This window comes from Allobosea sp. AAP35, assembly GCF_001295925.1.
Taxonomy (GTDB): Bacteria; Pseudomonadota; Alphaproteobacteria; order Rhizobiales; family Beijerinckiaceae; genus Allobosea.
In genome coordinates this window covers 1-21,720 of the sequence record NZ_LJHQ01000053.1, presented here as the reverse complement: position 1 = coordinate 21,720, position 21,720 = coordinate 1, and the positions used below count along the sequence as shown (strand labels likewise).

The following is a 21,720-nucleotide window of genomic DNA, read 5'->3' as shown; positions in this document are numbered from 1 at the left end:
TCGCTTGGGCGAAAAACAATCCATCATCGATTAATCATGTTACCGTTAGGTTGCAAATCTCTCATGAAGGCCGAAAGGGCGGAAAAGTAGGCCGGCCATGTCAATTCTGCATACCCCACAGTCTCCGTCAGGCGGATGTGATCTGCGGAAAAATAATCGGTGATCGCGTTCTCCCAACCCGGCCCATCGATCGGATCGACAAAGCGAGTCTGCGGATGGCCGACTTCCCGATGGGCAGAGATGTCCGAGGCAATGACGGGCGTGCCGAGGCGCGCCGCTTCGACAATCGGTAGGCCGAAGCCTTCGATAAAGGACGGCATCAACAGAGCGCGAGCACCGCTGATGACGCGCTTCAGTCCAGGGGTCGACAGCCCGTGAACGACATGGATGTAGTCGCTGACGTCGCCGCAGCGCTTGAGACGGTCCATGATCAACTCGCCTTGCCACCCTTTTGAGCCAGTGATGACAAGGTGGGGTGTCGCGGGGCCGAACCGCCGATGAAGTCGCTTCCAGACCTCTAAAAGCATCAGGTGGTTTTTCCGCAGCTCGATCGCGCCACACACCACGAAATAAGGAACATGGGCCAGTGTCGGGTCGGGATCGGGCGCAGATCGAAAGATCGCTGGAATCGGCAAGGGTAGCGCGATCGTCGGTAATGGCCTCGCACTTCGTCGCGCCAATTCGCGATCGATGGCCGCCTTGGCTGTTTGCGTGGTGACAATCAAGCCGGCTGCGTACTTTGCCGTTTGATCGACCATTGTCGCATGCGCCTTGACCGAGCCAGGCGAGACATATTCCGGCATCTCAAGGGGAATAACATCATGGAGCATGAACAGAGGGCGTACGTCAGGTCTTCGCTGCAGCCAGCGGAGCAAGAACGGCACAGCCAAGCCGATCTGCCCGACATTGACGTAGATGCTGCCTTGCGGCAGCCCACTGACGGCATCGGTGCCAAATTCGAAGCCCGTCGCCTTGAGCAGGGAAAACAACCGAAGGCTGAGGCCAACAGCACCCGGCGAACGGACATACCACGAGGATTTGCCCGCCTGAATCGTCGGCGCCAAGGACATCCAAGCGCCATCCACGGCCGGCAGGCGGTTCTCTGACCAGAGCTCTTCCAGCTTGGTCAGCCCCCGCAGGACCCGCTCACGGGGGAAAAGGCGCGTCCCCCACGCTGTCGGCAAAAGCGCAAAGCAATCCTCTGGGGAATGCTCGAAGAAGTGGCGGGCGTAAGCGAGATCGACGCGATCGATGCCACGCGGCGTCAAGGACAGCGGGCCCAACATCAGTCGTGTCACGTCGTAGGCGATCGGCACGGGCGAATCCTGATAGGCGCGTCTAGAATGGCAGCGGAGCGCGATTAGCCTCCAAATCGTTGTTGGGTTGTTAAAGGCCGAATTGGCATTGTGAACGCACACATAAGATCACTATCCTTGAAACACTGAACGCTCTCGGCGATAGGTAACGCCACCTGCCACAGAAATTGTCAGAAACCTTGAACCGCATCCATAACAGCATCGTCGGCGCTGTCGAGCGCCGAGCGTTGACATGGCTCGTTAGGCGCCTGCCAGCGTCCGTGACGCCGGACGCTCTGACAGCCATCGGGATTTTCGGCGCCGGCCTGACATTAATCGGCTATCTGCTCACGGCCTGGTCGCCGGGCTTTCTCTGGCTGGCATGCCTCGGCTTGATCTGTCACTGGTTCGGCGACTCACTCGATGGAACGCTCGCGCGCTTTAGAGGAATCGAGCGCCCTCGCTATGGCTATTTCCTCGACCAAACCGTCGATGTCATCGGCAATCTGCTGATCTGCCTTGGCATGGGCTTGTCGGCTTATGTTCGACTGGACATCGCTTTACTCGCCCTCGCCGGCTATCACGCGCTGTCGATTTACTCGCTGGTCAAGGCCTGCGTGTCCCGCGAGTTCCACATCTCGATCGTCGGGTTTGGGCCAACCGAGATGCGCCTATTGATCATTCTCATGAACGTGAACATCTTGCTTTTCGGAGCGCCGGTGTTGACGATCGGGCCGCTGTTTATGACCTGGTGCGATATCACCCTGCTGCTGATGGCAGGGGGGTTCTTCTCCGTTTTCGTCTTTCTTGTCTTCGATTATGCCGGGCATCTCGCGCGGGACGAGAGCGCCCCTCCTCGGTCGGAGGTTTAATGAGGCGTATCTGGTGCGCCATCACCCGTAATAGGCGATGTAGCGACGGACGTAGTCTTCCCACCGGATCCACTCGCCCTTGACCAGGTATTTACGTTCGGCGTCGGCCCATCGGATGCCGAGGCGAGCGGCGATCGCAGGGTGGATCGGAATCTGCAATCGGCGCAGCGAATTCAACGAGCCAGGCCACCAGAACCGCAGCGACACGCCCAACTCCTTGGCCACCGTATGGACGAGTGACTTGAGGATCTGTCCATTGGGATGTGCCGTTGTATAAAAAACCTGCTTCGTCCTGTACCGATCGAGTATATACGCCCCGATCCCGCCTTCGAAGCGGCGGTCCATCTCCTCAAGCCGGGCCTGCTCGAACCGATGAAGGCGGGTGACGTCAATAACCCGTTCGATGTCGAGCGATCTGTAGGCTTGGAAGCGCTGCTCCTGGTCAGGGATTTCCCTTCGCAGGCGGCCCAAAAGGCCATCAAAATAGGTAAATTCGAGATTGGGGTAATCGCGGTTTCGAGCCATCCTGTCATCTGGGCCGTTGAATGCATCAAAGGGCCAGGGCGACGCGAACCGCACACACGGATATCGAAGGGTCGGTAGATCGGCAGGAACGTCGGCGCGAAGCGGATAGTGATCCCATTCGCGGATGTCCTGAATCAGCAGCATGTCGCTCTCGGCCAGGTCACGGCGACCCTGCTCATGCAGATTGGGCGGCAGCTCCATGTAGTGATGTTTGATCGTGAAATATCGCGCGAAACCGGAATGGTTGCGAAGGGCTTCCGCCAACAAGCTGCCTTGGCAATTGCCGAAAACTAAAAGGCGCTTCTTCCCGAGAATGACATGAGAGCTTGCGACCCTGATAGACCCGTCCGACGGCTCGTCCTCGGAAAGAGGTCTCACATGCCGAAGATTCAACGAACTCAAACGGAGATCGGCATTCGCGAAATGGCGGAGCTTGACGTCGATCGGACGGGGCACGCCGACATCCAAACTCACGTCACGCGGGACAGCGAAGGCGAAAGTTGCCTTGCCTGAGCTCAGCTGATGAGCCTGATAGCGTTCCTGGCCAATATGGAGCCCATCGCGCGTTTGAACGATAACCTCGAGCGCATCTCGCGATGGCACGCGCGCCTTGATCAGTTCGCAGGTGATTTCGCCTTGGTAATGCCCTGCCGGTATCCGCAATTCGGCGAAACTGCGCCACATCTTCAGGCCGGTCACCGTCACGGGCGACAGGCGAACGTCACCCGGAAGGGGAAGCGTCTTTAATCGGCCGAGCAGGCGCCAAGGCCCGAGGTTGGCGTTGTCCTCGTCAGGGACGATGCCGGCCTGATCGCAGTGGAGGGTGACGTCTGTCATCGTCAGCAAGGCGTTGCTGAAATGGGAAAAGCGGAACTCGAACGGAGCATCTGCGCCCCCCTCGATGGACAACGCGTACGGGACAGTAAACGTCAGCTCCTGGACGCCGCTGCTCAATTCTACGGCATTGTAGTCGCGCCAGGCTCGAAGAATGCGGTTCTGCGCAATGACTTCCAGCCCGAGCGAAGGATGGTGGCCCTGAAGCGCAAAACGGGGTTTGCATCGAAACGATATGCGGTACCGCCCTGCATTCAGCCGAAGGAAGGGGCCATAAAGAAAGTTCAGCGCCGGTATCAAAAGCAGAACGGATACACTGCCATCCTGCCAACGCCGGGCAGGCTCGCGAACCTCCATCATAGGCAGCAAAGGCCGCGAATGCCCTGGAAGGCTGGCGTCGACGCGCGACGCTGTGGCTGTGTCGATCAATTCGTCCATAAGCTATCCTACGAGCTCGTCAGGCGCATGATTGTCGCAGCGAGCGACCATCATAGGAGCGTGCAGCCAACGATCGGGCTCACTGAACGATGCGTGAGGTCTGACGCAGCCTCAGGGTTGCCGCTGAATCGCATTGATCGCACATGCACTCCATACCATAGAGGATTCTCCGCCTCTGAAAGGCCGGGCCTGGATCACGATGGTTCTGGTCCGCGTCAAGTGTTCTCATGGGCAGACGGCCAAGCATGACACGGTTTTCCTCTCTCGTTGACGTCCTACGCCACCAGGCGCTCGAGAAACCCGACGTCACCGCTCTCACGGTCTACTCCGACAAGCCGGGCGATCGTCCCCAGCTGAGCTTTGCGCAGCTCTGGGCTCAAGCGAGCAACCTCGCGCAGGATCTTGTGACACGCACAGACCCGGGTGATCGTGCCCTGCTCATTTTTCCATCGTCGCTCGAATTCGTCGTGTCCTATTTCGCCTGTCTCATCTCCGGCGTTATCGCAGTCCCGATGATGGTGCCTCGGCGCAACGCCGCCCAGGACGCGAGTGCGTCGATCATCGCCGATTGCCAGCCGCGGCTCGCGCTAGGCCCACCCGCCGAGCTGTCTGGACGCCAGACCTTTCAGGAGCACTTGGCTGAGCAAGGCGTAAGCTACCAGCCGGTGACGTTGGCGCACCTGCCGATGGCGTCCTGCGAGACGCGCTCCAATCCGCAAGGATTGGCCTTCCTGCAATACACCTCCGGGTCGACCTCCGCACCGAAGGGGGTCATGGTCAGCCACGACAATTTGCTGAGCAACCTGCAGATGATGAAGGAGCGGCTCGGCAATCATGGGGGATCAGCCCATGTCAGCTGGATCCCGCTGTATCATGACCTCGGCTTGATCATGAATTTGCTCCAGCCGATTTATCTCGGCGCGCCCTGCGTCCTCTTGACGCCATCGGGCTTCATGCACCGACCCCTCAACTGGCTCAAGGCGATCGCGGAACATCGCGCGGAGGTCGCAGCCGCTCCGAATTTTGCCTTCGATCTGTGTGTCGATCGCTTCCGACCCGACCTCATGGACGGTGTCGATTTGAGCCGGTGGAAGATCGCTCTAAATGGCGCCGAGCCGGTCCGCGCGGCGACCTTGGCACGGTTCAATGACACGTTTGCGCCCTACGGTTTCGATCCGGGATCGATGCGTCCTGCCTATGGTCTTGCCGAAGCGACCTTGCTGGTCAGTGCGGGCCATCGCGGCAATCCTGCGCGCACCAGACGGGTCAGCACCCAAGCCCTGGCTCGCGGACTCGTCCAAGTTCCGACCGACGACTGCGACGCCTGCGAGATCGTGAGTTGCGGGGCGCCCATGGACGGCTTGAACCTTCTGATCGTCGATCCGCAAACGCATCAACTGCTCCCCGATGGCGAGATCGGCGAGATTTGGATCCAAGGGGCCAGTGTTGCCCAAGGCTACTGGGAGCGCGCGGCACAGACCCAAGAGACCTTCCAGGCGTCGCCAAGCCACTTCGGGACCGATGAAATCTCCGGAGAGGAGGGATGGTTACGGACCGGCGATCTCGGCCATCTCGACGACCGGGGGGAGTTGTATGTCGTCGGCCGGATCAAAGATGTGATCATCGTCCGGGGCGTCAACCACTACCCGCAGGATATCGAGGCCTCCGCGGCCTTGAGCCATCCGGCGCTCCGGCGTGATCACACGGCGGCGTTTTCCATCATTGATCATGCCGGCACAGAGCGGATCGTCGTGGTTCAAGAGGTCGAACGCTCTCAGCGGCACGGCCTGATCGAGGCCGAGGTGGTCGCGGCCATCCAGGCGGCCGTGGTCAACAACCACGATGTTTCCCTCCATCAGATCGTCCTGATCCGACCGGGCGCCTTGCCCAAGACGACGAGCGGCAAGGTCCAGCGAAGCCTGACCCGGCAGCTTTGGTTGCAAGGCCAACTGGAGCCCTGGCATGCCGCGCGCCCGCGTCACGATGCGCAGGAGGATGCTTGACGCGGACGAACTGGCATCGCAACGACAGGCACAGCGCTGGACCCGGAATCGCGATGTCGACATCCACTATCGAAACCGCCTTGAGGGCGCAGCTCGCGACGTTTCTCGACCGCGACATCGAAACAATCGCCTCCGATGCAAGCTTTGCCAGCCTGGGTCTCGACTCGGCTGCGGCCGTGCATTTCATCCTCGAGGTCGAACAGGTCTATGATGTCGAACTCTATCCTGGCGTGACGTCGGATCATCCAGACATTCCCCGTTTGGCAGAATTCTTGCTGTCACTCAGGCCCATCTGACGCGTTTTTGTCCCGCCATCGTTCAGCTACGGACAGGCGCCGAGCTCGGGCAGGACGCAAAGCTCGACGAACCCACCCGCCAAGGCTACGACCATCTTTATCTACGCGCTGCAGGAACTCATCGGAGCGACGCCATGTCCCACGCCGCCAAGGCCTCTCAGCACATGGGCAATGCCGACGATATCATCCCCCGGGATATCCGTTTCGGCATACTCGACAATGCCCAGCGGCACTGGCTCGAGAACGACCTGATCAAAACCATCCTGATCGATGGCCTATCGATCTTCCTGCCGGAAGGGGAACGCTTTTTCATTCGCTCGCTGAAGCACTATGGGCCCAAGCTTCAGGACCGCGAGCTGGCCGCCGAGATCAACGGCTATTCCGTTCAGGAGGCTTACCACACCCGCGAGCACGAGGATTACAACCGCGCTTTGGTAAAACTCGGCTATGATGTGGAGAAAATGGAACAACCGATCCGGCAGGGTTTCGAGATTGTCAAAAACCCGCTGCACCGCCTGTCGATCACCTGCGCCATCGAGCATATGACCGCGACCCTGTCAAGCTTGACGCTGCGCCATCCCGAGCTTTTGGAGAAGGCCGCCCCCGCTTATCGTCGGCTCTGGATGTGGCACGCTCTGGAAGAGTTGGAGCACAAGGCCGTCGCTCTCGATGTCCTCAATGCCGCGACACCGGGCATGTCCGGTTGGACCCGCTACTGGGTCCGTGTGTTGGGCATGAATGCGACGCTATTCCCGTTCCTGGCGCTCTTCCTGCGCAACGTTCCGATCTATGCGAGTACCGACGGCGTCAAGACCGGATTCCGCTTCTGGGGTCGGTTCTTTTGGGTGACGATGGTCGCTCCCGGCTATTGGCGCCGGTGCCTGCCGAGTGTGCTGCGCTACTACGTCCCGGGCTTCGATCCCCGCAACAGCGATGATCAGGAGCTGATGCGGAAAGGTCGGGAGTGGCTGGCCAACAACCTTCCCCCGGCCCCGGCATCCTCGTCTGCTCGACCTTCAGCGTGAGTGAGAGACGTCATGGCCAGCCGCGCCTTTACCAGTCTGCTGCAGGCGATCGAGAAGGGGGCGTTTCCGAGAACGCGCAAATGGCTTTGGCGGGGCCTCTACAATGGCTTGTCACGGCATTGGCGGGACGACGATTGGCGCTTCATGAACTATGGATTCGTGGATCAGGCCGCAGCGTTTCCCCTCCACAGTGACGATGAGCCCGATCGCCCCTTCATCGGCCTCTATGCGCAGGCGGTCGCCGGGCTGCCGATCACAGATGCGCAGGTCGTCGAGATTGGGTCGGGACGAGGGGGCGGAGCTCGGTACATCGCCCGCTATCACAATCCGGCCTGGGTCGTTGGGATCGACTATTCGGCAACGACCGTGGGGCGGGCGCGCGGCCTGAACGACGATGCAGTCGGGCTTTCCTTCGAGATCGGCGATGCGGAGAGGCTGCCTCTTGAAACCGCGTCTTGCGACATCGTCGTCAATATCGAATCGTCTCATTGCTACAGCGATGTGCCGGCCTTCGCGCGGGAGGTTGCGCGCGTGCTGAAGCCCGGTGGATGGTTCACCTTTGCCGATATGCGCGGCAAAGCAGCGATCGCCGATCTGCGACGACAGCTGATGGTACCGGGTCTGCAGTTGCGGTCCGAACGTGACCTGTCCGCTGGCGTCGTGGCAGCCCTCGACGCGGCCGAACACCGGAAGCGGGCGCGTCTCGGTCAGGTGCGGTTCGGGCGCGCCTTCATCGCGGAGTTCTCCGGCAGCCAGGGCTCGACGCTCTATCGTGAGCTGACGGAGGGAGGGGTCATCTATCTCGCGCAACGATACCAGAAGGTGGCCGATCCCCTTCAGGAGCCGTCGTCAACCTGAAGGCCTACCCGATCATCGCCCCTCGGAGGCCTTAGTGGGGCGATCGGCACCTTCACCCCCAGGCTCGAAGCTCTTCAGAATGACATCGTAGCGCGGATGCAGCGTGCCCATCCAGCGATCCCACAACGAGAACGTGTGACCGTAGTTGAAGCGGAAGGCACCGTGATGCTGGTCATGAAACACGGTGCTGGCGAGGGGCCAAGGCGCGCGGCCGGCCGGAGAGGCGAAATGCTCGAATCCAGCATGGCCGAGCATGCCACTGACCTGATCATAGAGCTTTTGCAGAATGAGAACCTGCCACGGGATCGGCAGGATGAACACGATCAGCGCATAATAAGCCTGATTGAGGAGCGCTTCCATGAAACTCTCATGATGGTTGCTCCAGACGGTCGGGGCGACGCTTTTGTGATGAAGGGCATGAAAGCGGTAAAATGGCCTGCTGTGGAGGAGGCGGTGAACCCAGTAGAACCAGGCATCGTACAGAACGACCGAGACGAGCAGCATCAGAGGCCCTGACCACCAGGACAGCTCTAGAGGGACAAGGGCCCAACCCTGCTGTTGAGCAAACAGCCCAAACGCGAAACAGGCCGAAAGCGTCACGATGGAAACAGGCGCCTGCCTGAGTTCCTTCCATTTGCGGCGATTGATGCGGTCCTTCTGAATGCGACGTTCGGGATGGCGCGCATTGAGGATTTCCAAAAAGCCGCCGACGACCAGCATCACGACGACAACGCCCGCGACGACCAGGCCGAGCAAAGTTGAGAATTCGGTCAGGAGGGTCACGGGCCAGTCCTAGTTTGAACGCGGGGCCGTAGGTCCTAGATTGACCTCGGCGTTCCATCCTCGTCGAGATAAAGCAGCCGGTCTTCCTGATTGGTCGGATCGAGCAGCGTCTCGTCGGACACGGGTCCAACCTCGGCATCATACCCCAGGCACCTCAAGACCGGATAGGGTTCGCGCAGACGCGCCAGCAGCGCGCGAGGGTCGCGACAGCGTCCTGGATTGAATTCAAGGATGATCCGCGGCTTGCAGCGAGCGATGGTTTCGCTGAGCCCCGTCATGATATCCTCTTCCGCGCCTTCGGCATCGATCTTGAGAAAATCGACGCGTTCGAACGAATCGAGGAGCCGGTCGAGACTCCGGATCGGGACAGCAACCAGTCCTCGATCGTCCTGCGGGCCCGGTCGGCTCACCAGCATCGCATTCTTGGGCTCCCCCTCGGGCACAAGCAGGCTTCCCACTCCATCGATGGCTCCCGCTGCGGCTGCCACGACAGTGCTGCGGGCCGCAAAGCCGTTCAGCTCGAGCGTCTTGCACAGCATCTCGGCCACTGGCGGATTGGGCTCGACGGAGAGAAGGCGACCCTCGTTGCCGATCAGATCGCCCATTAGAAGCGAATAATACCCGAAGTTTGCGCCGACATCGACGACGTGCATGCCGGGCACGATCCGTCGGGCGATGAACTGCGTCAGCCACATCTCCCAATACCCATCGAGCATGAGATGGGCCGCAAACCCCCGATCGCGGGTGTCGAGATAGGCTTTGTAGCGACCCAGCACACGCGCCAGAACCGTCGCGTTCCCAAGATAGACCGTCTGTGTCGCAGCCCGGCTCATGCACTCGGCGCGATAACGGTCATGACTGCGCAGGTCGTCAAGGGCGAGGATAGAGCCGGCGACGAGGGGAGGAGGGAGCGTAGCTGGAGGGGCGGCAGTCGGGGACATTTTCTTCATCTTGAACAATCGGTCCACTGTACGTGACGTCCTTGCCGGCGGTGAGGAAGCGGCCAACCCGCCGATGCAGCCGTCAGGCCAACACCCCGCGTTGCGTGAGCCAGCTGACGATGACCTCGGTGAGGTCGTCTGCCGAGGCGCGGTCGGTGTCAAGCACGAGGTCGGGCGCCGTTGGAATCTCGTAGGCCGAATCGATCCCCGTGAAGTTGCGGATCTCACCGCGCCGCGCTTTGGCATACAGCCCTTTTGGATCGCGCTGTTCGCAGGTTTGGAGCGATGCATCGACGAACAGTTCGAAGAAGGGGCATCCCGACAGCCGCTCGCGCACCATGGCGCGGTCACGTGCAAAGGGGGAGATGAAGCTGCACAGGACGATCAATCCGGCATCGACCATGAGTTTGGCCACTTCAGCGACGCGCCTCAGATTCTCGACGCGGTCGCCTTCGGTGAAGCCAAGATCCCTGTTCAATCCCTGTCGAATGTTGTCGCCATCGAGCAGCAGGGTCAGCTTCCCTTTCGCGTGGAGCTTGCGTTCGAGCGCGTCTGCGATTGTGGATTTTCCCGATCCAGACAGGCCCGTAAACCAAAGGACCAAGCCCTTTTGGCCGAGAAGGCCTTCCCGTGCCTGGCGATCGACAGTCAGCCTCTGCGTGAAGAGGTTGCTGCCGCGATCGAGTGCATGACGGATCAGGCCGGCAGCGACGGTGTCACCGCTGGCCCTGTCGATGAGAATGAAACGGCCGGTGGGCGGACAATGGGCGTGCGGATCCACGGCAACCTTGGCGGGGGTCGCCAAATGACAGATCCCGATCTCGTCGCGGTCGATGTGGGTGGCTGAAACCTGTGATCCTCTCGCGACGTCCAGTTTGCCCCGGATCGCCGTCACCGTGACCGGACTCGTCGCGGTGGAAAGACGCATCTCGTAATCACGTCCGGCAAAGAGTGGTTGTCGGCCAAACCAGATGACGAAGGCAGAAAAAAGATCGGACAAGACTGGGCGGTCTGAGCCCGACGTGACCATGCCGCCGCGACCCAAATCTGTCTCCGGCGTCAAGGTGAAGGCCACCGGTTCGCCAGGCCCCGCCTCGTCGGTCGGTCCATGCCGATCAACCAGGCGGTTGACAATTACTTCGACACCTGAGCTCGCGATGTTGATCTTTTGGTTTGCGGCGATCGTTCCCGATACGACCGACCCGGTATAAAGCCGCTCGCCTTCCGGAGTTCGGGCGACGCCCTGAACGGGTAGACGCAAGCCTGTGGCGGTCGGGGCCGGCACGACCGCCAGCGACGACAAATGATGAAGAAGTGACGGGCCCTGATACCAAGGCGTCAGCGTGCTCACGACCATGACATTGACGCCGTCCCTGGCCGCGAGCGGGATCGGCGCAACGGTCAGTTGGAGAGGAGCGGCGATGGTCAGGAACGCGTCGACGATCTCGCGAAACACTGTCTCGTCATAGGCCACAGCGTCCATTTTATTGACGGTCAGGACCACATGACGGATGCCCAGCAGGCTGCAGATGGCGGCGTGCTTGAAGGTTTGGGTTCTGAGGCCGCGGACAGCGTCGACGAGGATGACTGCGACGTCACATTGCGAGGCGCCTGTCGCCATATTCGCCGTGTATTGCTCGTGGCCTGGCGTATCGACGATGACGAAATCGCGATCCGTCGTCGCCAGGTAACGATAGGCGACGTCGATCGTGATGTTTTGCTCGCGTTCCGCCTCGAGGCCGTCGGTCACAAGCGAATAATCAAGTTCTGCTCCGGTCGTGCCGAACAGGCGGGACGCCTCCGCCAAAGCCAGCCGTTGATCGTCCGTCATGCCGCCGGCCTCTGCAACCAGGCGACCGATCAGGGTCGATTTGCCGTCATCGACAGCGCCGCAGATCAGGACACGCAAGGCTGCCGGTCGATGCGACGCAGCGGCTTGTTCGGGCGTGCCGAAAGCCGCGGCGTAAGCGTCGGACAGAAAGGTCAAAAGTAACCCTCGCGCTTCTTAGCTTCCATCGAACCCGAACCGGCGCCATCGATCAGGCGGCCGCTTCGCTCCGACGACGTCACCCCGTCGAGTTCGGCTACGATATCGACGATCGTGGTGGCTTGCGACTCCATGGCAGCGCAGAGCGGATAGCAGCCGAGCGACCGAAACCGCACCATCCGTTGCCGAACCTCTTCATCCGGCTTCACCGGAAAGCGCTCGTCGTCGATGACGATCAGAGTTCCGTCTCGCTGGACGACGGGTCGGGGAGCGGCGAGATAAAGCGGGACCACTGGAATGCCTTCCGCCAGGGTGTAGCGCCAGATGTCGCGCTCACTCCAGTTGGAGAGAGGGAACACCCGCATCGTTTCGCCCGTGCCCAGATGGGGGTTTGCGATGCGCCAGAATTCGGGCCGCTGCGCCCGGGGATCCCAGCCATGCTGCGCCGTACGGCGCGAAAATACCCGCTCTTTGGCGCGACTTTTTTCCTCGTCACGGCGAGCGCCGCCGATGGCAACGTCGAACTGATGACGTTCGAGAGCTTGTTTCAGGGCATCGGTCTTCATGACCCGGGTGTAGGTCGACGAATCGACGCTGAAAGGCGTGATGCCGCGGTTTACGCCCTCCCGGTTGACCTCGACTTGCAGATCGAAGCCCAGCGCTCCCGCCAGACGATCACGGAACGCGATCATCTCCTTAAACTTCCAGGTGGTGTCGATGTGGAGAAGCGGGAAGGGAGGCTTCGCGGGCCAGAAGGCCTTGGCAGCCAGATGGGTGAGGACGGTAGAATCCTTCCCGATCGAATACAGCATGACCGGTCGCCGGAACAGCGCAGCCGTCTCTCGCAAGAGATAGATGGCCTCTTCTTCCAGCACGTTCAGTTGGCTCACGTGAACGGCTCCCCGCCTTAAGGCTCTTCGGAGTCGGCCCGAAGGTGTTTTCCGCCCGGAATGCCAACTAAGGGCTAAGCGCGCGCCTTACCTGAAACCGGATGCCAATCCGACGCCCTGCACCGCCGGCGAACTAAGGCTCTGGAATACCGAAAACGCCTTCTGCACATCGGTGAGCGGTGCATTCGAAACGTAGAGGATATCCCCCTGCTGCATTCGCAGTCCCTGCGCAACGAAGAGTCCGTTTGGATCGCGCATGTTGACGCGATAGATCACCGGTACCCTGCGACCATAGGCGAGATAAGGACTATCTGGCTTGATCCGCCGTAATGTCTCTGCTGCTTCGAAACGGTATAAGAAAACGCCTTCCGGATCCGCTCGGAAGTCGAGCAAGCCCCCGGCCTTGGCCAACGCCTGCGCTAGGTTCATCGTATCCGCTTCAAACGGGATCTCGGCATTGCGACCCGTGGCACCCGCAGCAATGAACGTTCGTGGATTACGAACGAGCGTCAACGTGTCACCGCCTTGCAGATAGATGTTTTCAGCAGGATTATTGACGATCGTCAGCATCGGGACCGCTACCGTACGCGACCCGCGTGTCAATCGAATCTCCGTCTCATTAACGGGCGCTCGAACCCCACCGGCTGTCGCGATCACCTCAAGGATGCGATCGCCTTTGGTCGACAGCGGGATGCGACCGCTGGCGCCTACCTCGCCCGTTACGGCAACGGTGCTGCTGATCTGGCGGCTGACAGTCACAAGGATCTGAGGCTGGATCGCTTTTCCCGCCAGCCGCTCCTCGATCGTCGCCTGGACCTCCGCAGCTGTCTTACCTGCAACCCTGACGCGCCCGGCATAAGGTACCGATATGGTCCCATCCCTAGCAACGGCCTGTTCCGGAATCGTAGCCGTCCGAGAGCCAGGCGTGAAGCGGTCCGTCGTCAAGGGAGCCGAAAAGAGCCCCCCCGCCCCAGCTTCCCAGATGGTGACAGCGACGAAATCGCCCACCCCGATCCGTGACTCAATCGCGCCGCGACGATCACCGAAGCTGCTGCTGAACCTGTCTGACGCACGGATGTTCAAAGCTGTGAGAGCTGCGGGAGCGAGATCGATCAGTTCGAAAAGGGTCTGACTATTCTCGGCCGGTTGGTTGACGATGTCGGCTGTCGACGGACCACTGGCAGGAAGGTTGGAGCAGCCAGCAGCCGCAATTCCACAGATAACCGCGATTAGGCCTACGCGCACCGATCAGTCTCCTATGCCACCCGGCACTATCATTGATCACTTGCGTTGGGAACGGCGCTGCCGAGCGGTTGATCAAATCCTCTGCAACTGTGGATTTGCTGCATCGCCAATCCGTTAGCGTTGAAGCACATTTCTCTCAGCGTCGTGAGCGAAAGGTAAATCACCGGCTGACGGGTGGCGCCGGGACGCTTCATTTGAGTTTGACGCTGTGCTCACGCACGCCGGCAAAGAGTAGCCAGCCAACGAAGAACAGCATCAGGCTGCCCGCGAACGTCAGCAGAATGCTCCGCATTCGACGTGGCTGCTCCGCATAATCAGGAGCGTGAGGCTCGACCACCCGTTCCAGATAGAGTTGCTGACGGCGGGCTTCGTTGCGAGCCACTTCCAGGCTGGTCACCGCCGACGACAAGGCCTTGACGGCGAACTCGCGCTGCAAGGTCAGCCGTTCGTAGCCGGCGATCTTTTCAGCCAGCCCATCCGAGGCGTTCGACACACGTTGACGTTCAAGAACAATCTGGGCCTCGAGAGCTGAAATTCGCCGCTGAAGGCCTGAAATCTGAGGGGAGTTGGGGGATGACGCCTCGACTTCACGCAGTTGCGACATGACAACGGCCAGCTCGGCAGCCAGGCGTCCGATCAACTCTGCGACGATCAGAGAGCTCTTCGACGGGTCGAGCATCAATTCGCGGTTACGAAACTCCGTGATGGCGATCTGGGTCTCGACGAGCCTCTCCTGGCCGCGGGCTACTTCTGCTTCGGCGTAGCGGATCGCATCGGCACGAATGCGCTCGTTCATGCGGTTGACGAGCGCCTCGCCCAATTCCAGCAATGTCCGATTGATGACAATCGCATCCTCGGCCCTGAAGGCTTCGACTTTCAGGGTCGTCAGACCCGTGGTGGCGCCGTGCACGACGCTGATGCGAGTTCTGTAGTATTGGGTGAGTTCTTCGGTGGTTTCGCCATAGAGAGGGTTGGGAAACCGAGCAACGAAATCAGCCCCTTCGCGATTGAAAATCTCACGGATCGGCAGTTTTTGCGAAAGGGCTGTGACGGCATCGCGCGACAACAGGTATTCCTGCACCGAATAACTGTCATCCTGCGACCGCGAAATGCCGACAATCTGCATCAACCCGCCCAGGCCGCCCGACAACGGCGACTTGGCCGACCGAACGACAAAAGTCGACTCTGAGACGTACCGGTCGGAGGCGATGAAGCCAAAGTACAAAGCCGCCAATGTGGTCGGTAGCAACACCACGAGGAAAAAGGCAGCCTTGCTCCAGCTCAGCCAGGGCGAGGGCTTGATGCGGTGGGTGACTTGCGCCGCTTCACCACCCTCTCCGCCTGCGGCTTCAGGGAAGGGCAGGGTAGTTCCCCTTGGCGACAGCGGGCGTGCCAAATGGGCAACGGGCCGAAGCCGACGGGAAATCTTTTCGAAACGCTGCCTCATCGCGACCTTCTGGAACTGCGGTGGCTCGATGCGGTGGACATCATGCCGTCACCGTGCACCTGGATACGCTTCACCGGTTGGCTTTCCTAATCGGAGTCCAGCCTGCTATCTAGCATTCTCACACTCAGTTAAGAAGACACCGATGTCACAAGACGTCACCCCCGGGCACCTATCAGGCTATGTCGAACTCGTTCCTTTGCGATCGGGGGCCGCGCAAGCCCCGATTTCGACCGCTGCCGACATCCCGCACTGGCTAAGGTGGCTGCGTCGCTACGCTTTGTTCATCGTCACAGTGCTGCTACCAAGCACGATCGCGGTGCTCTACTTTGGCGTGATCACGGCTGATCGATACTCTTCCGAGGCCCAATTCGTCGTGCGCAGCCCGAGCCGGGCCGGGTTCGATCAACTGAGCAGCGTCATTCCCTCAACGGGCACGGAGCGGGCCTCCGACGAGGCCAGTGCCGTCCATCAATTCGTGCGCTCTCGGGATGCCGTTGAGCTCTTGGTCCGAGAAGCCGACCTAAGGGCGATCCTCTCGCGGCCCGAAAGTGATCCATTCTGGCGATTTCCAGGATGGCTCACTCAGGATCTCCGCGAAAAGCTCTTCGAGCGCTATCAGGATTTTGTGGCAATCAAAAAGGATAGCGCGACGGGAATCACGACCCTTACCGTCCAGAGCTTTCGACCGGCCGATTCCGTCAAGATCGCCGAGGTGCTGCTGCAAGGCTCCGAATCTCTCATCAACAGACTGAATGAGCGCGCCCGCCGCGATACGATCGCGGCGGCCGAGAAGGAGGTCGAATCAGCCAAAGTGAGAGCGTTCGAGCGACGGGAGGAGTTGACGGCATTTCGGATGAAGGCGGGGACCGTGGATCCGGCCAAGTCATCCCAGAGCTTACTGGAGACGATCGGAAAGCTGTCGTTTGAGGCGGCTCAACTTAATGCTCAGCTCGCTGAAGCCCAGCGCAGCTCTCCGCTTGGCCCTCAGGTGGCGGGCTTGCGTAACCGGCTGCAGGCGACCGAGCAGCAGATCGTCGAGGAGAAACGCCGCATCGGGGGATCTGCCGAGGCCATTGCGCCTATCATAGCCGATTATGAGCGGCTCGTCCTTGAACGGGAGTTCGCCGATCGTGTCTTGGCATCGGCCCTCGGTTCGCTCGAGACGGCCCGTCTCGAGTCGCAGCGCCAACAGCTCTATCTCGAGCGCGTGGTTGAGCCTCACGCTACCGACTACCCGAGCCATCCCAAACGTGTGATGTGGATCGGCATCGTCATTTTGCTCAGCCTTTCCGTCTATGCGATCTGCCGCTCGCTGATCGACAACATGCGACCGCTCGAGCACTGAATGGTGTCCTGGTTTGCACGTCAGGAGCCCAGCGCTATCGCCACCGACCCGGTCCTGGATCGGACGGTCCGGGCTGAAAATGTCGTCAAGGAGTTTCACACGGAGCATGGGCGCAGGCGCGTGCTCGACGGCATCTCTTTCAGCGTCGGTGTCGGCGAACGGATGGCGATCCTCGGCCGAAACGGGGCCGGCAAGTCGACGCTGATCAGCATTCTCGCCGGGGTCGAGCGCCCCACCTTCGGCCACGTGCATCGTGGTTTGAACATGTCGTGGCCTCTCGCGCTCGGCGGCGGGTTCGAGGGGCAGATGACCGGCTACGATACCTGCCGGTTTATCACGACGCTCTATGGCGCTCCCCTCAAAGAGACCGTGGAGTATGTTGCGGACTTCACCGAACTGGGCGCGCAGCTTTTCACGCAGGTTCGCTTCTATTCCGATGGCATGCGCGCCCGCCTCGCATTCGCCCTGTCGCTTGCGATCGATTTCGAGTGCTATTTGATCGATGAAGTCATTCTCGTAGGAGATCGGCGATTTCAGCAACGGTGCCATGACGAACTCCTCGTCAAACGCAGCGATCGAGCCATGCTCATGGCAATTCATTCGATGGACTTCGCCAAAGAATTCTGCAGCTCCGCGCTCGTTTTGAAGCAGGGACGGGGGCGTGTTTTTTACGATCTGGATCTGGCCTGTTCGATTTATGCAAGTCTTTGATTTAAAAGCGTGGCCGGCCGCATCGCACCGAGCGGCCATCTCATGACCGTCGTAGTATTGGGGCTTCCCAGCGCCTTTGCAGCTTGGGGTTTCGAAGCGGTGCGTCGGATCGCTCAAGCGAAGCTTGCTGCTGCGCAGCCGCAGTGGGTTGATCGGTTCGATCGTTTTGGGTTCGACGAGGCGAGACCGACGGTCGTATGCGCTCAGTTCCCGCCCCGGTCCCTCCGAGATGCTTTGTCGAACCGGCCGATTCCGGTGATCGTTTTGACGACTTCAGCGACGGATGCGGTTTGTTTCCAGCGTCTGGTCCAGCCCACCCTGCTCGAAGCTGTTCGGACGATCGGCGCCAGCGTCGCTCTCATTGGTGATTGTCGTCCCAGCGGGCCCGTTTTGCGTTTGGATGGGTCATCGCCGCTGCCCGCGGCAGCGATCCTCCACGCGCTTGCCGGCCATATGGGCGTCCAACTGTCCGATGACGACGAGTCTATGTTGCTTGAGATGCTCCAGCCGGTGCCGTCCGCCTACCTGGAGGGGCTGGCAGAGGCCGATGAGGGGATCGTCACGCTGGTTCTCGAGAACAGCGTGGCCCATCTGCGTGATGAGACCGTCCCGCTGAGGTCGATCTGGCCCCATCGCGTGTTCTTTTCAGGCGACCGTCCGAATGAGGAAGCTCCCCTGGTTACAGACGCAACGGGCGGCTCAAGAATTCTGTATTACGGACCCTATTTTCACCTGGCCGAGGGCAGGTGGCGGGCCAAGCTCACGCTCGGCTTCACCAAGGAGGCCGTCGGCTTGCCACTGAAGATTTCGGCCTGGGGTCCGGGTCTCCTCGGCGAAGCGCGCTTTCGACCCCGCCAGGAGGGCATCTTTGCAGCCCCGTTCAGCTTCACGGTGGCGGAGCCAGAACATCCTGTCGAATTACACATCCGTACGGAGGAAGGGGCGATCGAAGGGCGAATCGCGCTCGGACAAGTCGAGCTGAACTATGTTGGCCGGGGTTGAACCGACGCCCAGTTCATCCGACGGGGGCGCCTTCACCCCCCGTGCCCGTATCGGCCGCTGGGCGCGACATTGGCCGGATGCATGAGCCGATGCCATACGTCGTCTATCGGTCTGATGATCTGCTGGTGAAGGCGGCGCACCGCGGGGGAGAGGTCTGCATCGTCTCATTCGACGCGTTCACAGACACCAAAAATCTCGACCGTCCCGCCTTCGCAGAACATTTTCTGCAGGATCAGCAGATATCGGCTGTTCATTTCGTCAATGGTCGAAATCGTTGGTATCATGAACCTGACTGGCAGGACGCAATCGACGCCGTCAGCCAATCATTGCGAGCCTATCCCCGCGTCGTCACCTATGGCTCAAGCATGGAGGGCTATGCGGCGCTCGCCTTCGCACGACACCTAGGAGCGCATTCGGTCCTGGCTCTTTCGCCCCAATACAGTCGAGATCCTCGAAAGGTGCCCTTCGAGACACGCTGGTGGCCCCATCGTCGCGAGCGCTGGCTGCCGGAACTCTCGGGACCTTTGCCGAGCGATGTTCCGGCGATCCTTGTCTATGATCCGATGGTTTCAGCAGACCGCAGGCATGCAAATTGCATCGCAGAAGAAATGCCGGTTTCCCGCCTGACCCTGCCCTTCGTCGGTCATGGCAGCGCTGCGTTTCTAGCCGAAGTCGGTCTCCTGGCGCCGCTCCTCTTGTCGTTTGCGGGAGGCACCGTCGACCTCTCCAGCATTGCACGTGCAGCGCGTGACAGCCGCCGAAGTTCGACCCAGTACCTCACCGCTTTGGCCGAAGCAGCCCATGGCAGAGGCTATTTCGACCTCGCGCTGACGCTGGCGCGTCGCGCATCGGTTGCTTCCCCATTGAAGGACGGACCTTGGCATGTGATGGGCCGCGTTTACGATCACACGGGTGACTTTGATCAAGCCTTTTCGGCTCATGTGCGGGCAGCAAGGCTCGCGCCACATGCCCCGGTAATTCAGTTTTGGCTCGCCCTTGCACAACGCCGCGCTGGCAATATCGATATTGCTCTGCAGATTCTTACTCAGCTTGCGCAGCAGCCTCTGCCGAAGCACTCCGCTCGCAAGGTTATCAACGAGATCTGGTACACGCGGATCCTGCTTTGCATAGCAGCAGGCGAACTCTTTCGACAGTTTCAGATCGGCCGTTCCAAAATGCGAGCACGGGCCCGATCTCGCCCGACTCCGTGTCGCGTGCGAGATGGTCTTGAGGCCGACCCGTGACAGGTCGGCTCGGCGGGAGCGAGGATCACAGTGATGGTTCAGACGACGCCGCTTCGAGATCAGATGCCATCATGATGATCAGGGCTCCCCTGCGACAGCCGCGTTGGTGGCGACGCATCAGGACGGTGATCATGGTCGTCGTCCTTATGGGCGGTCTGAGTGCGGCCTTCAGCGAATGGCTTGGCCAAGAGGTCGAGCGCAGCCACCCGCCGACGGGCGTCTTGGTTGCCGTCGAGAGCCACAAACTTCACTATCGAGAACAGATGCCTCCTGGCCGCCCTCTGGGAACGGTCGTGTTGGTTCATGGAGCCTGGACCGGTCACGCCGATCTCTTTTCGACGCTTGCGCCCCTTCTCTCGGGATACCGCGTCATCGCTGTCGACCGACCTGGCCAAGGTTGGAGCGAGCGGCCCGCAGGATCCAGCATGGCCAGTCCCGCGTTTCAAGCCCAAAGTTTGATGGCGATGCTAGATCTGCTGGCGCCGGAGAAGGTCTTGATCGTGGCTCATTCGCTGGCGGGTGCCTTGTCCGCCCACATTGCGCTGGAGCGACCAGAGCGATTGCAGGGGCTCGTGCTGGTCAATGCCCTGACACATCCCTTTTTGGATGATCCGCCATTCTTCCTATCCCTTTTCGCGTCGGATCTATTTGGGCCCATCGTCAATCGGGTCGTCGCGATTCCGATGGCACGGGTTCTGCTCCATCGAGGCCTTGAGATTGCGTTTTCTCCACAGCCGGTGCCGACCCACTACGTCGACGCCAGCGAGCTGCGCCTGCTTTTTCGCGAGGCCGCGTTCCGCAGCAATCTTCAAGACATCCTCGCCGCCGATGTATTCCTAAAACACCAGGCGACACGCTATCACGAGCTATCGATCCCCGTGATCGCCATCACCGGTGATCGGGATACTCTGGTTTCACCGGTGCGCAACGCGGTAAGGTTCAGCCGCGAGGCTCGCGGAGCGGACTTGTCTATCCTGCCGGGCGTCGGGCACATGCCCCATCATGCGTCACCTACCGCTATCGCAAAGGCAGCGACGAACCTGTTTCTCCGCCCGTGAGCGACCGGCGGGGTCGAGGTTCGTGGCCCCGCTTTCGGCGAAGGACCACGGAGATCGACGGATCAAGCAGCGGCATCGAGCTGCGAGGCCAATGGGCTCGAAGTTGCGGCAGGCGCGTCGTTTCAGCGCACGACCGGAACGGCTCCGCTGGCCCGATTCACGCTCTGCCGAGGAAGGCAGGCGCCTGCCGATTTCGATGACACACGACCACAAAAGCGACGGCGCGCGTTCGAACTGGCAGTCATCGGGTTTCCGACCGATCCTGGCCGCATGTGGGGACCGGTCGAACGGCGGCCGCAGATCCGCCTCCCCGAGCTCTTGGACTCTTGGTCTCGATACCCAAGGCTGCGCCTTTGTCGCCGTCTCGGTTTTCCAAGATCCGCACAAGACGCACGTCCTCGAGTGCGGGGGCCTCAGGACTTGCAGAAGCTCACTCATTCGGGTCGAGGCTCGTCCCGTTCAGGTCCCGCCGCCCACAGATCGCGCGGATCGGCGCGACCGGCTGCCTGATCGCGCTCCTCGTGCCGCATCTGGATCCGCGCCTCGATCAGCGCCGTGTTGAGGAAGTAGGCGAGCGTCCCGTAGCCGCGTCGCTCCGCGTCACCCATGAGTTGCTCGATCCGGTCCGCTAGATCATCGACACGCCGTAGCGGGATCAGGGGCACCACCGACATCACGCGTCCTCGCCATCCATACGGCGCCGGCCAGGCGCCGAGGTAGCTCGCAGCATGTCGGCCTTGCCCCCTTCGATCAAGGTTAGTCCGGTCATCGTCGGAGGCAGGTCGGCCGGGCGCCCGGACGCTTCATCGCCAACGGCGAGGCGGTGCTGCTCCTGGTTCCGCCGGGCGTGGGCAAGACCCATATGGCCGTCGCGCTCGGGCGCGAAGCCATCGTCACCGGCTACTCGGTCCTGTTCACGCC

At 60.8% G+C, this 21,720-nt stretch carries 19 protein-coding genes and 1 pseudogene; 11 read left to right on the top strand and 9 right to left on the bottom strand.

Going from position 1 to position 21,720, the window contains the following annotated elements:
* Positions 1 to 23 precede the first annotated feature (23 nt).
* Positions 24 to 1,316, bottom strand: coding sequence for a glycosyltransferase family 1 protein (locus IP69_RS17145; protein WP_054144056.1), 1,293 nt, complete (start codon positions 1,314 to 1,316; stop codon positions 24 to 26).
* Between the two features lie 179 nt (positions 1,317 to 1,495).
* Between IP69_RS17145 and IP69_RS17140 the strand changes: the two genes are divergently transcribed.
* Entirely contained in the window at positions 1,496 to 2,167 is a 672-nt protein-coding gene (locus IP69_RS17140; RefSeq protein ID WP_197279925.1) for a CDP-alcohol phosphatidyltransferase family protein, read from the top strand.
* A gap of 21 nt (positions 2,168 to 2,188) precedes the next feature.
* Here IP69_RS17140 and IP69_RS17135 read toward each other — a convergent pair whose 3' ends face one another.
* The gene (locus IP69_RS17135) at positions 2,189 to 3,964 is read right to left on the bottom strand and encodes a WcbI family polysaccharide biosynthesis putative acetyltransferase (RefSeq protein ID WP_054144054.1); all 1,776 of its coding nucleotides are present in this window, start codon (positions 3,962 to 3,964) and stop codon (positions 2,189 to 2,191) included.
* Positions 3,965 to 4,209: 245 nt separating this feature from the next.
* Here IP69_RS17135 and IP69_RS17130 point away from each other — a divergent pair, with 245 nt between their 5' ends.
* The 4 genes from IP69_RS17130 to IP69_RS17115 all read left to right on the top strand — a co-directional run bounded on the left by IP69_RS17130 (position 4,210) and on the right by IP69_RS17115 (position 8,146).
* Positions 4,210 to 5,967 (top strand): fatty acyl-AMP ligase, encoded by a 1,758-nt coding sequence (locus IP69_RS17130; protein ID WP_054144053.1) that lies wholly within the window; start codon positions 4,210 to 4,212, stop codon positions 5,965 to 5,967.
* Positions 5,964 to 6,263 (top strand): acyl carrier protein, encoded by a 300-nt coding sequence (locus IP69_RS17125; protein WP_156323516.1) that lies wholly within the window; start codon positions 5,964 to 5,966, stop codon positions 6,261 to 6,263. The genes IP69_RS17130 and IP69_RS17125 overlap by 4 nt, the downstream gene beginning before the upstream one ends.
* A gap of 134 nt (positions 6,264 to 6,397) precedes the next feature.
* On the top strand, positions 6,398 to 7,288 hold the full coding sequence (locus IP69_RS17120) for a metal-dependent hydrolase (protein ID WP_082359419.1): 891 nt from the start codon (positions 6,398 to 6,400) through the stop codon (positions 7,286 to 7,288).
* Positions 7,289 to 7,300: 12 nt separating this feature from the next.
* The gene (locus tag IP69_RS17115; protein WP_054144050.1) at positions 7,301 to 8,146 is read left to right on the top strand and encodes a class I SAM-dependent methyltransferase; all 846 of its coding nucleotides are present in this window, start codon (positions 7,301 to 7,303) and stop codon (positions 8,144 to 8,146) included.
* Positions 8,147 to 8,158: 12 nt separating this feature from the next.
* On the opposite strand, the gene IP69_RS17110 is transcribed toward IP69_RS17115, so the two are convergent.
* The 6 genes from IP69_RS17110 to IP69_RS17085 all read right to left on the bottom strand — a co-directional run bounded on the left by IP69_RS17110 (position 8,159) and on the right by IP69_RS17085 (position 15,439).
* Positions 8,159 to 8,929, bottom strand: coding sequence for a sterol desaturase family protein (locus IP69_RS17110; protein WP_054144049.1), 771 nt, complete (start codon positions 8,927 to 8,929; stop codon positions 8,159 to 8,161).
* Positions 8,930 to 8,964: 35 nt separating this feature from the next.
* The gene (locus tag IP69_RS17105) at positions 8,965 to 9,762 is read right to left on the bottom strand and encodes an FkbM family methyltransferase (RefSeq protein WP_054144048.1); all 798 of its coding nucleotides are present in this window, start codon (positions 9,760 to 9,762) and stop codon (positions 8,965 to 8,967) included.
* Between the two features lie 190 nt (positions 9,763 to 9,952).
* Positions 9,953 to 11,857, bottom strand: coding sequence for an adenylyl-sulfate kinase (gene cysC / locus IP69_RS17100; protein ID WP_197279923.1), 1,905 nt, complete (start codon positions 11,855 to 11,857; stop codon positions 9,953 to 9,955).
* Entirely contained in the window at positions 11,854 to 12,747 is an 894-nt protein-coding gene (gene cysD / locus IP69_RS17095) for a sulfate adenylyltransferase subunit CysD (RefSeq protein WP_054144047.1), read from the bottom strand. The genes cysC and cysD overlap by 4 nt, the downstream gene beginning before the upstream one ends.
* Positions 12,748 to 12,834: 87 nt before the next feature.
* Positions 12,835 to 13,992 carry a polysaccharide biosynthesis/export family protein gene (locus tag IP69_RS17090; protein WP_054144046.1) on the bottom strand — a complete coding sequence of 386 codons (1,158 nt, stop codon included), beginning with the start codon at positions 13,990 to 13,992 and terminating at the stop codon, positions 12,835 to 12,837.
* 190 nt (positions 13,993 to 14,182) lie between these two features.
* Positions 14,183 to 15,439: a capsule biosynthesis protein gene (locus IP69_RS17085; protein ID WP_197279921.1), complete on the bottom strand. Its 1,257-nt coding sequence runs from the start codon at positions 15,437 to 15,439 to the stop codon at positions 14,183 to 14,185.
* Positions 15,440 to 15,581: 142 nt separating this feature from the next.
* On the opposite strand from IP69_RS17085, the gene IP69_RS17080 reads away from it, so the two are divergent.
* The 5 genes from IP69_RS17080 to IP69_RS17065 all read left to right on the top strand — a co-directional run bounded on the left by IP69_RS17080 (position 15,582) and on the right by IP69_RS17065 (position 20,799).
* A complete protein-coding gene (locus IP69_RS17080; protein ID WP_054144044.1) occupies positions 15,582 to 16,784 on the top strand; it encodes a hypothetical protein in 1,203 nt (400 codons plus the stop codon).
* Positions 16,785 to 17,495 carry an ATP-binding cassette domain-containing protein gene (locus IP69_RS17075; protein ID WP_082359416.1) on the top strand — a complete coding sequence of 237 codons (711 nt, stop codon included), beginning with the start codon at positions 16,785 to 16,787 and terminating at the stop codon, positions 17,493 to 17,495.
* A 9-nt stretch (positions 17,496 to 17,504) separates the two neighbouring features.
* The gene (locus IP69_RS17070; RefSeq protein ID WP_156323514.1) at positions 17,505 to 18,497 is read left to right on the top strand and encodes a hypothetical protein; all 993 of its coding nucleotides are present in this window, start codon (positions 17,505 to 17,507) and stop codon (positions 18,495 to 18,497) included.
* Positions 18,498 to 18,586: 89 nt separating this feature from the next.
* Positions 18,587 to 19,741, top strand: coding sequence for a tetratricopeptide repeat protein (locus tag IP69_RS21955; protein WP_156323513.1), 1,155 nt, complete (start codon positions 18,587 to 18,589; stop codon positions 19,739 to 19,741).
* A 131-nt stretch (positions 19,742 to 19,872) separates the two neighbouring features.
* Complete coding sequence (locus tag IP69_RS17065) at positions 19,873 to 20,799, top strand: alpha/beta hydrolase (RefSeq protein ID WP_197279919.1); 927 nt, start codon at positions 19,873 to 19,875, stop codon at positions 20,797 to 20,799.
* Positions 20,800 to 21,233: 434 nt separating this feature from the next.
* Here IP69_RS17065 and IP69_RS17060 read toward each other — a convergent pair whose 3' ends face one another.
* Positions 21,234 to 21,473, bottom strand: coding sequence for a hypothetical protein (locus IP69_RS17060; protein WP_054144041.1), 240 nt, complete (start codon positions 21,471 to 21,473; stop codon positions 21,234 to 21,236).
* A 125-nt stretch (positions 21,474 to 21,598) separates the two neighbouring features.
* Between IP69_RS17060 and IP69_RS17055 the strand changes: the two are divergent.
* A pseudogene (locus tag IP69_RS17055) lies at positions 21,599 to 21,720 on the top strand (ATP-binding protein); the annotation flags it as partial.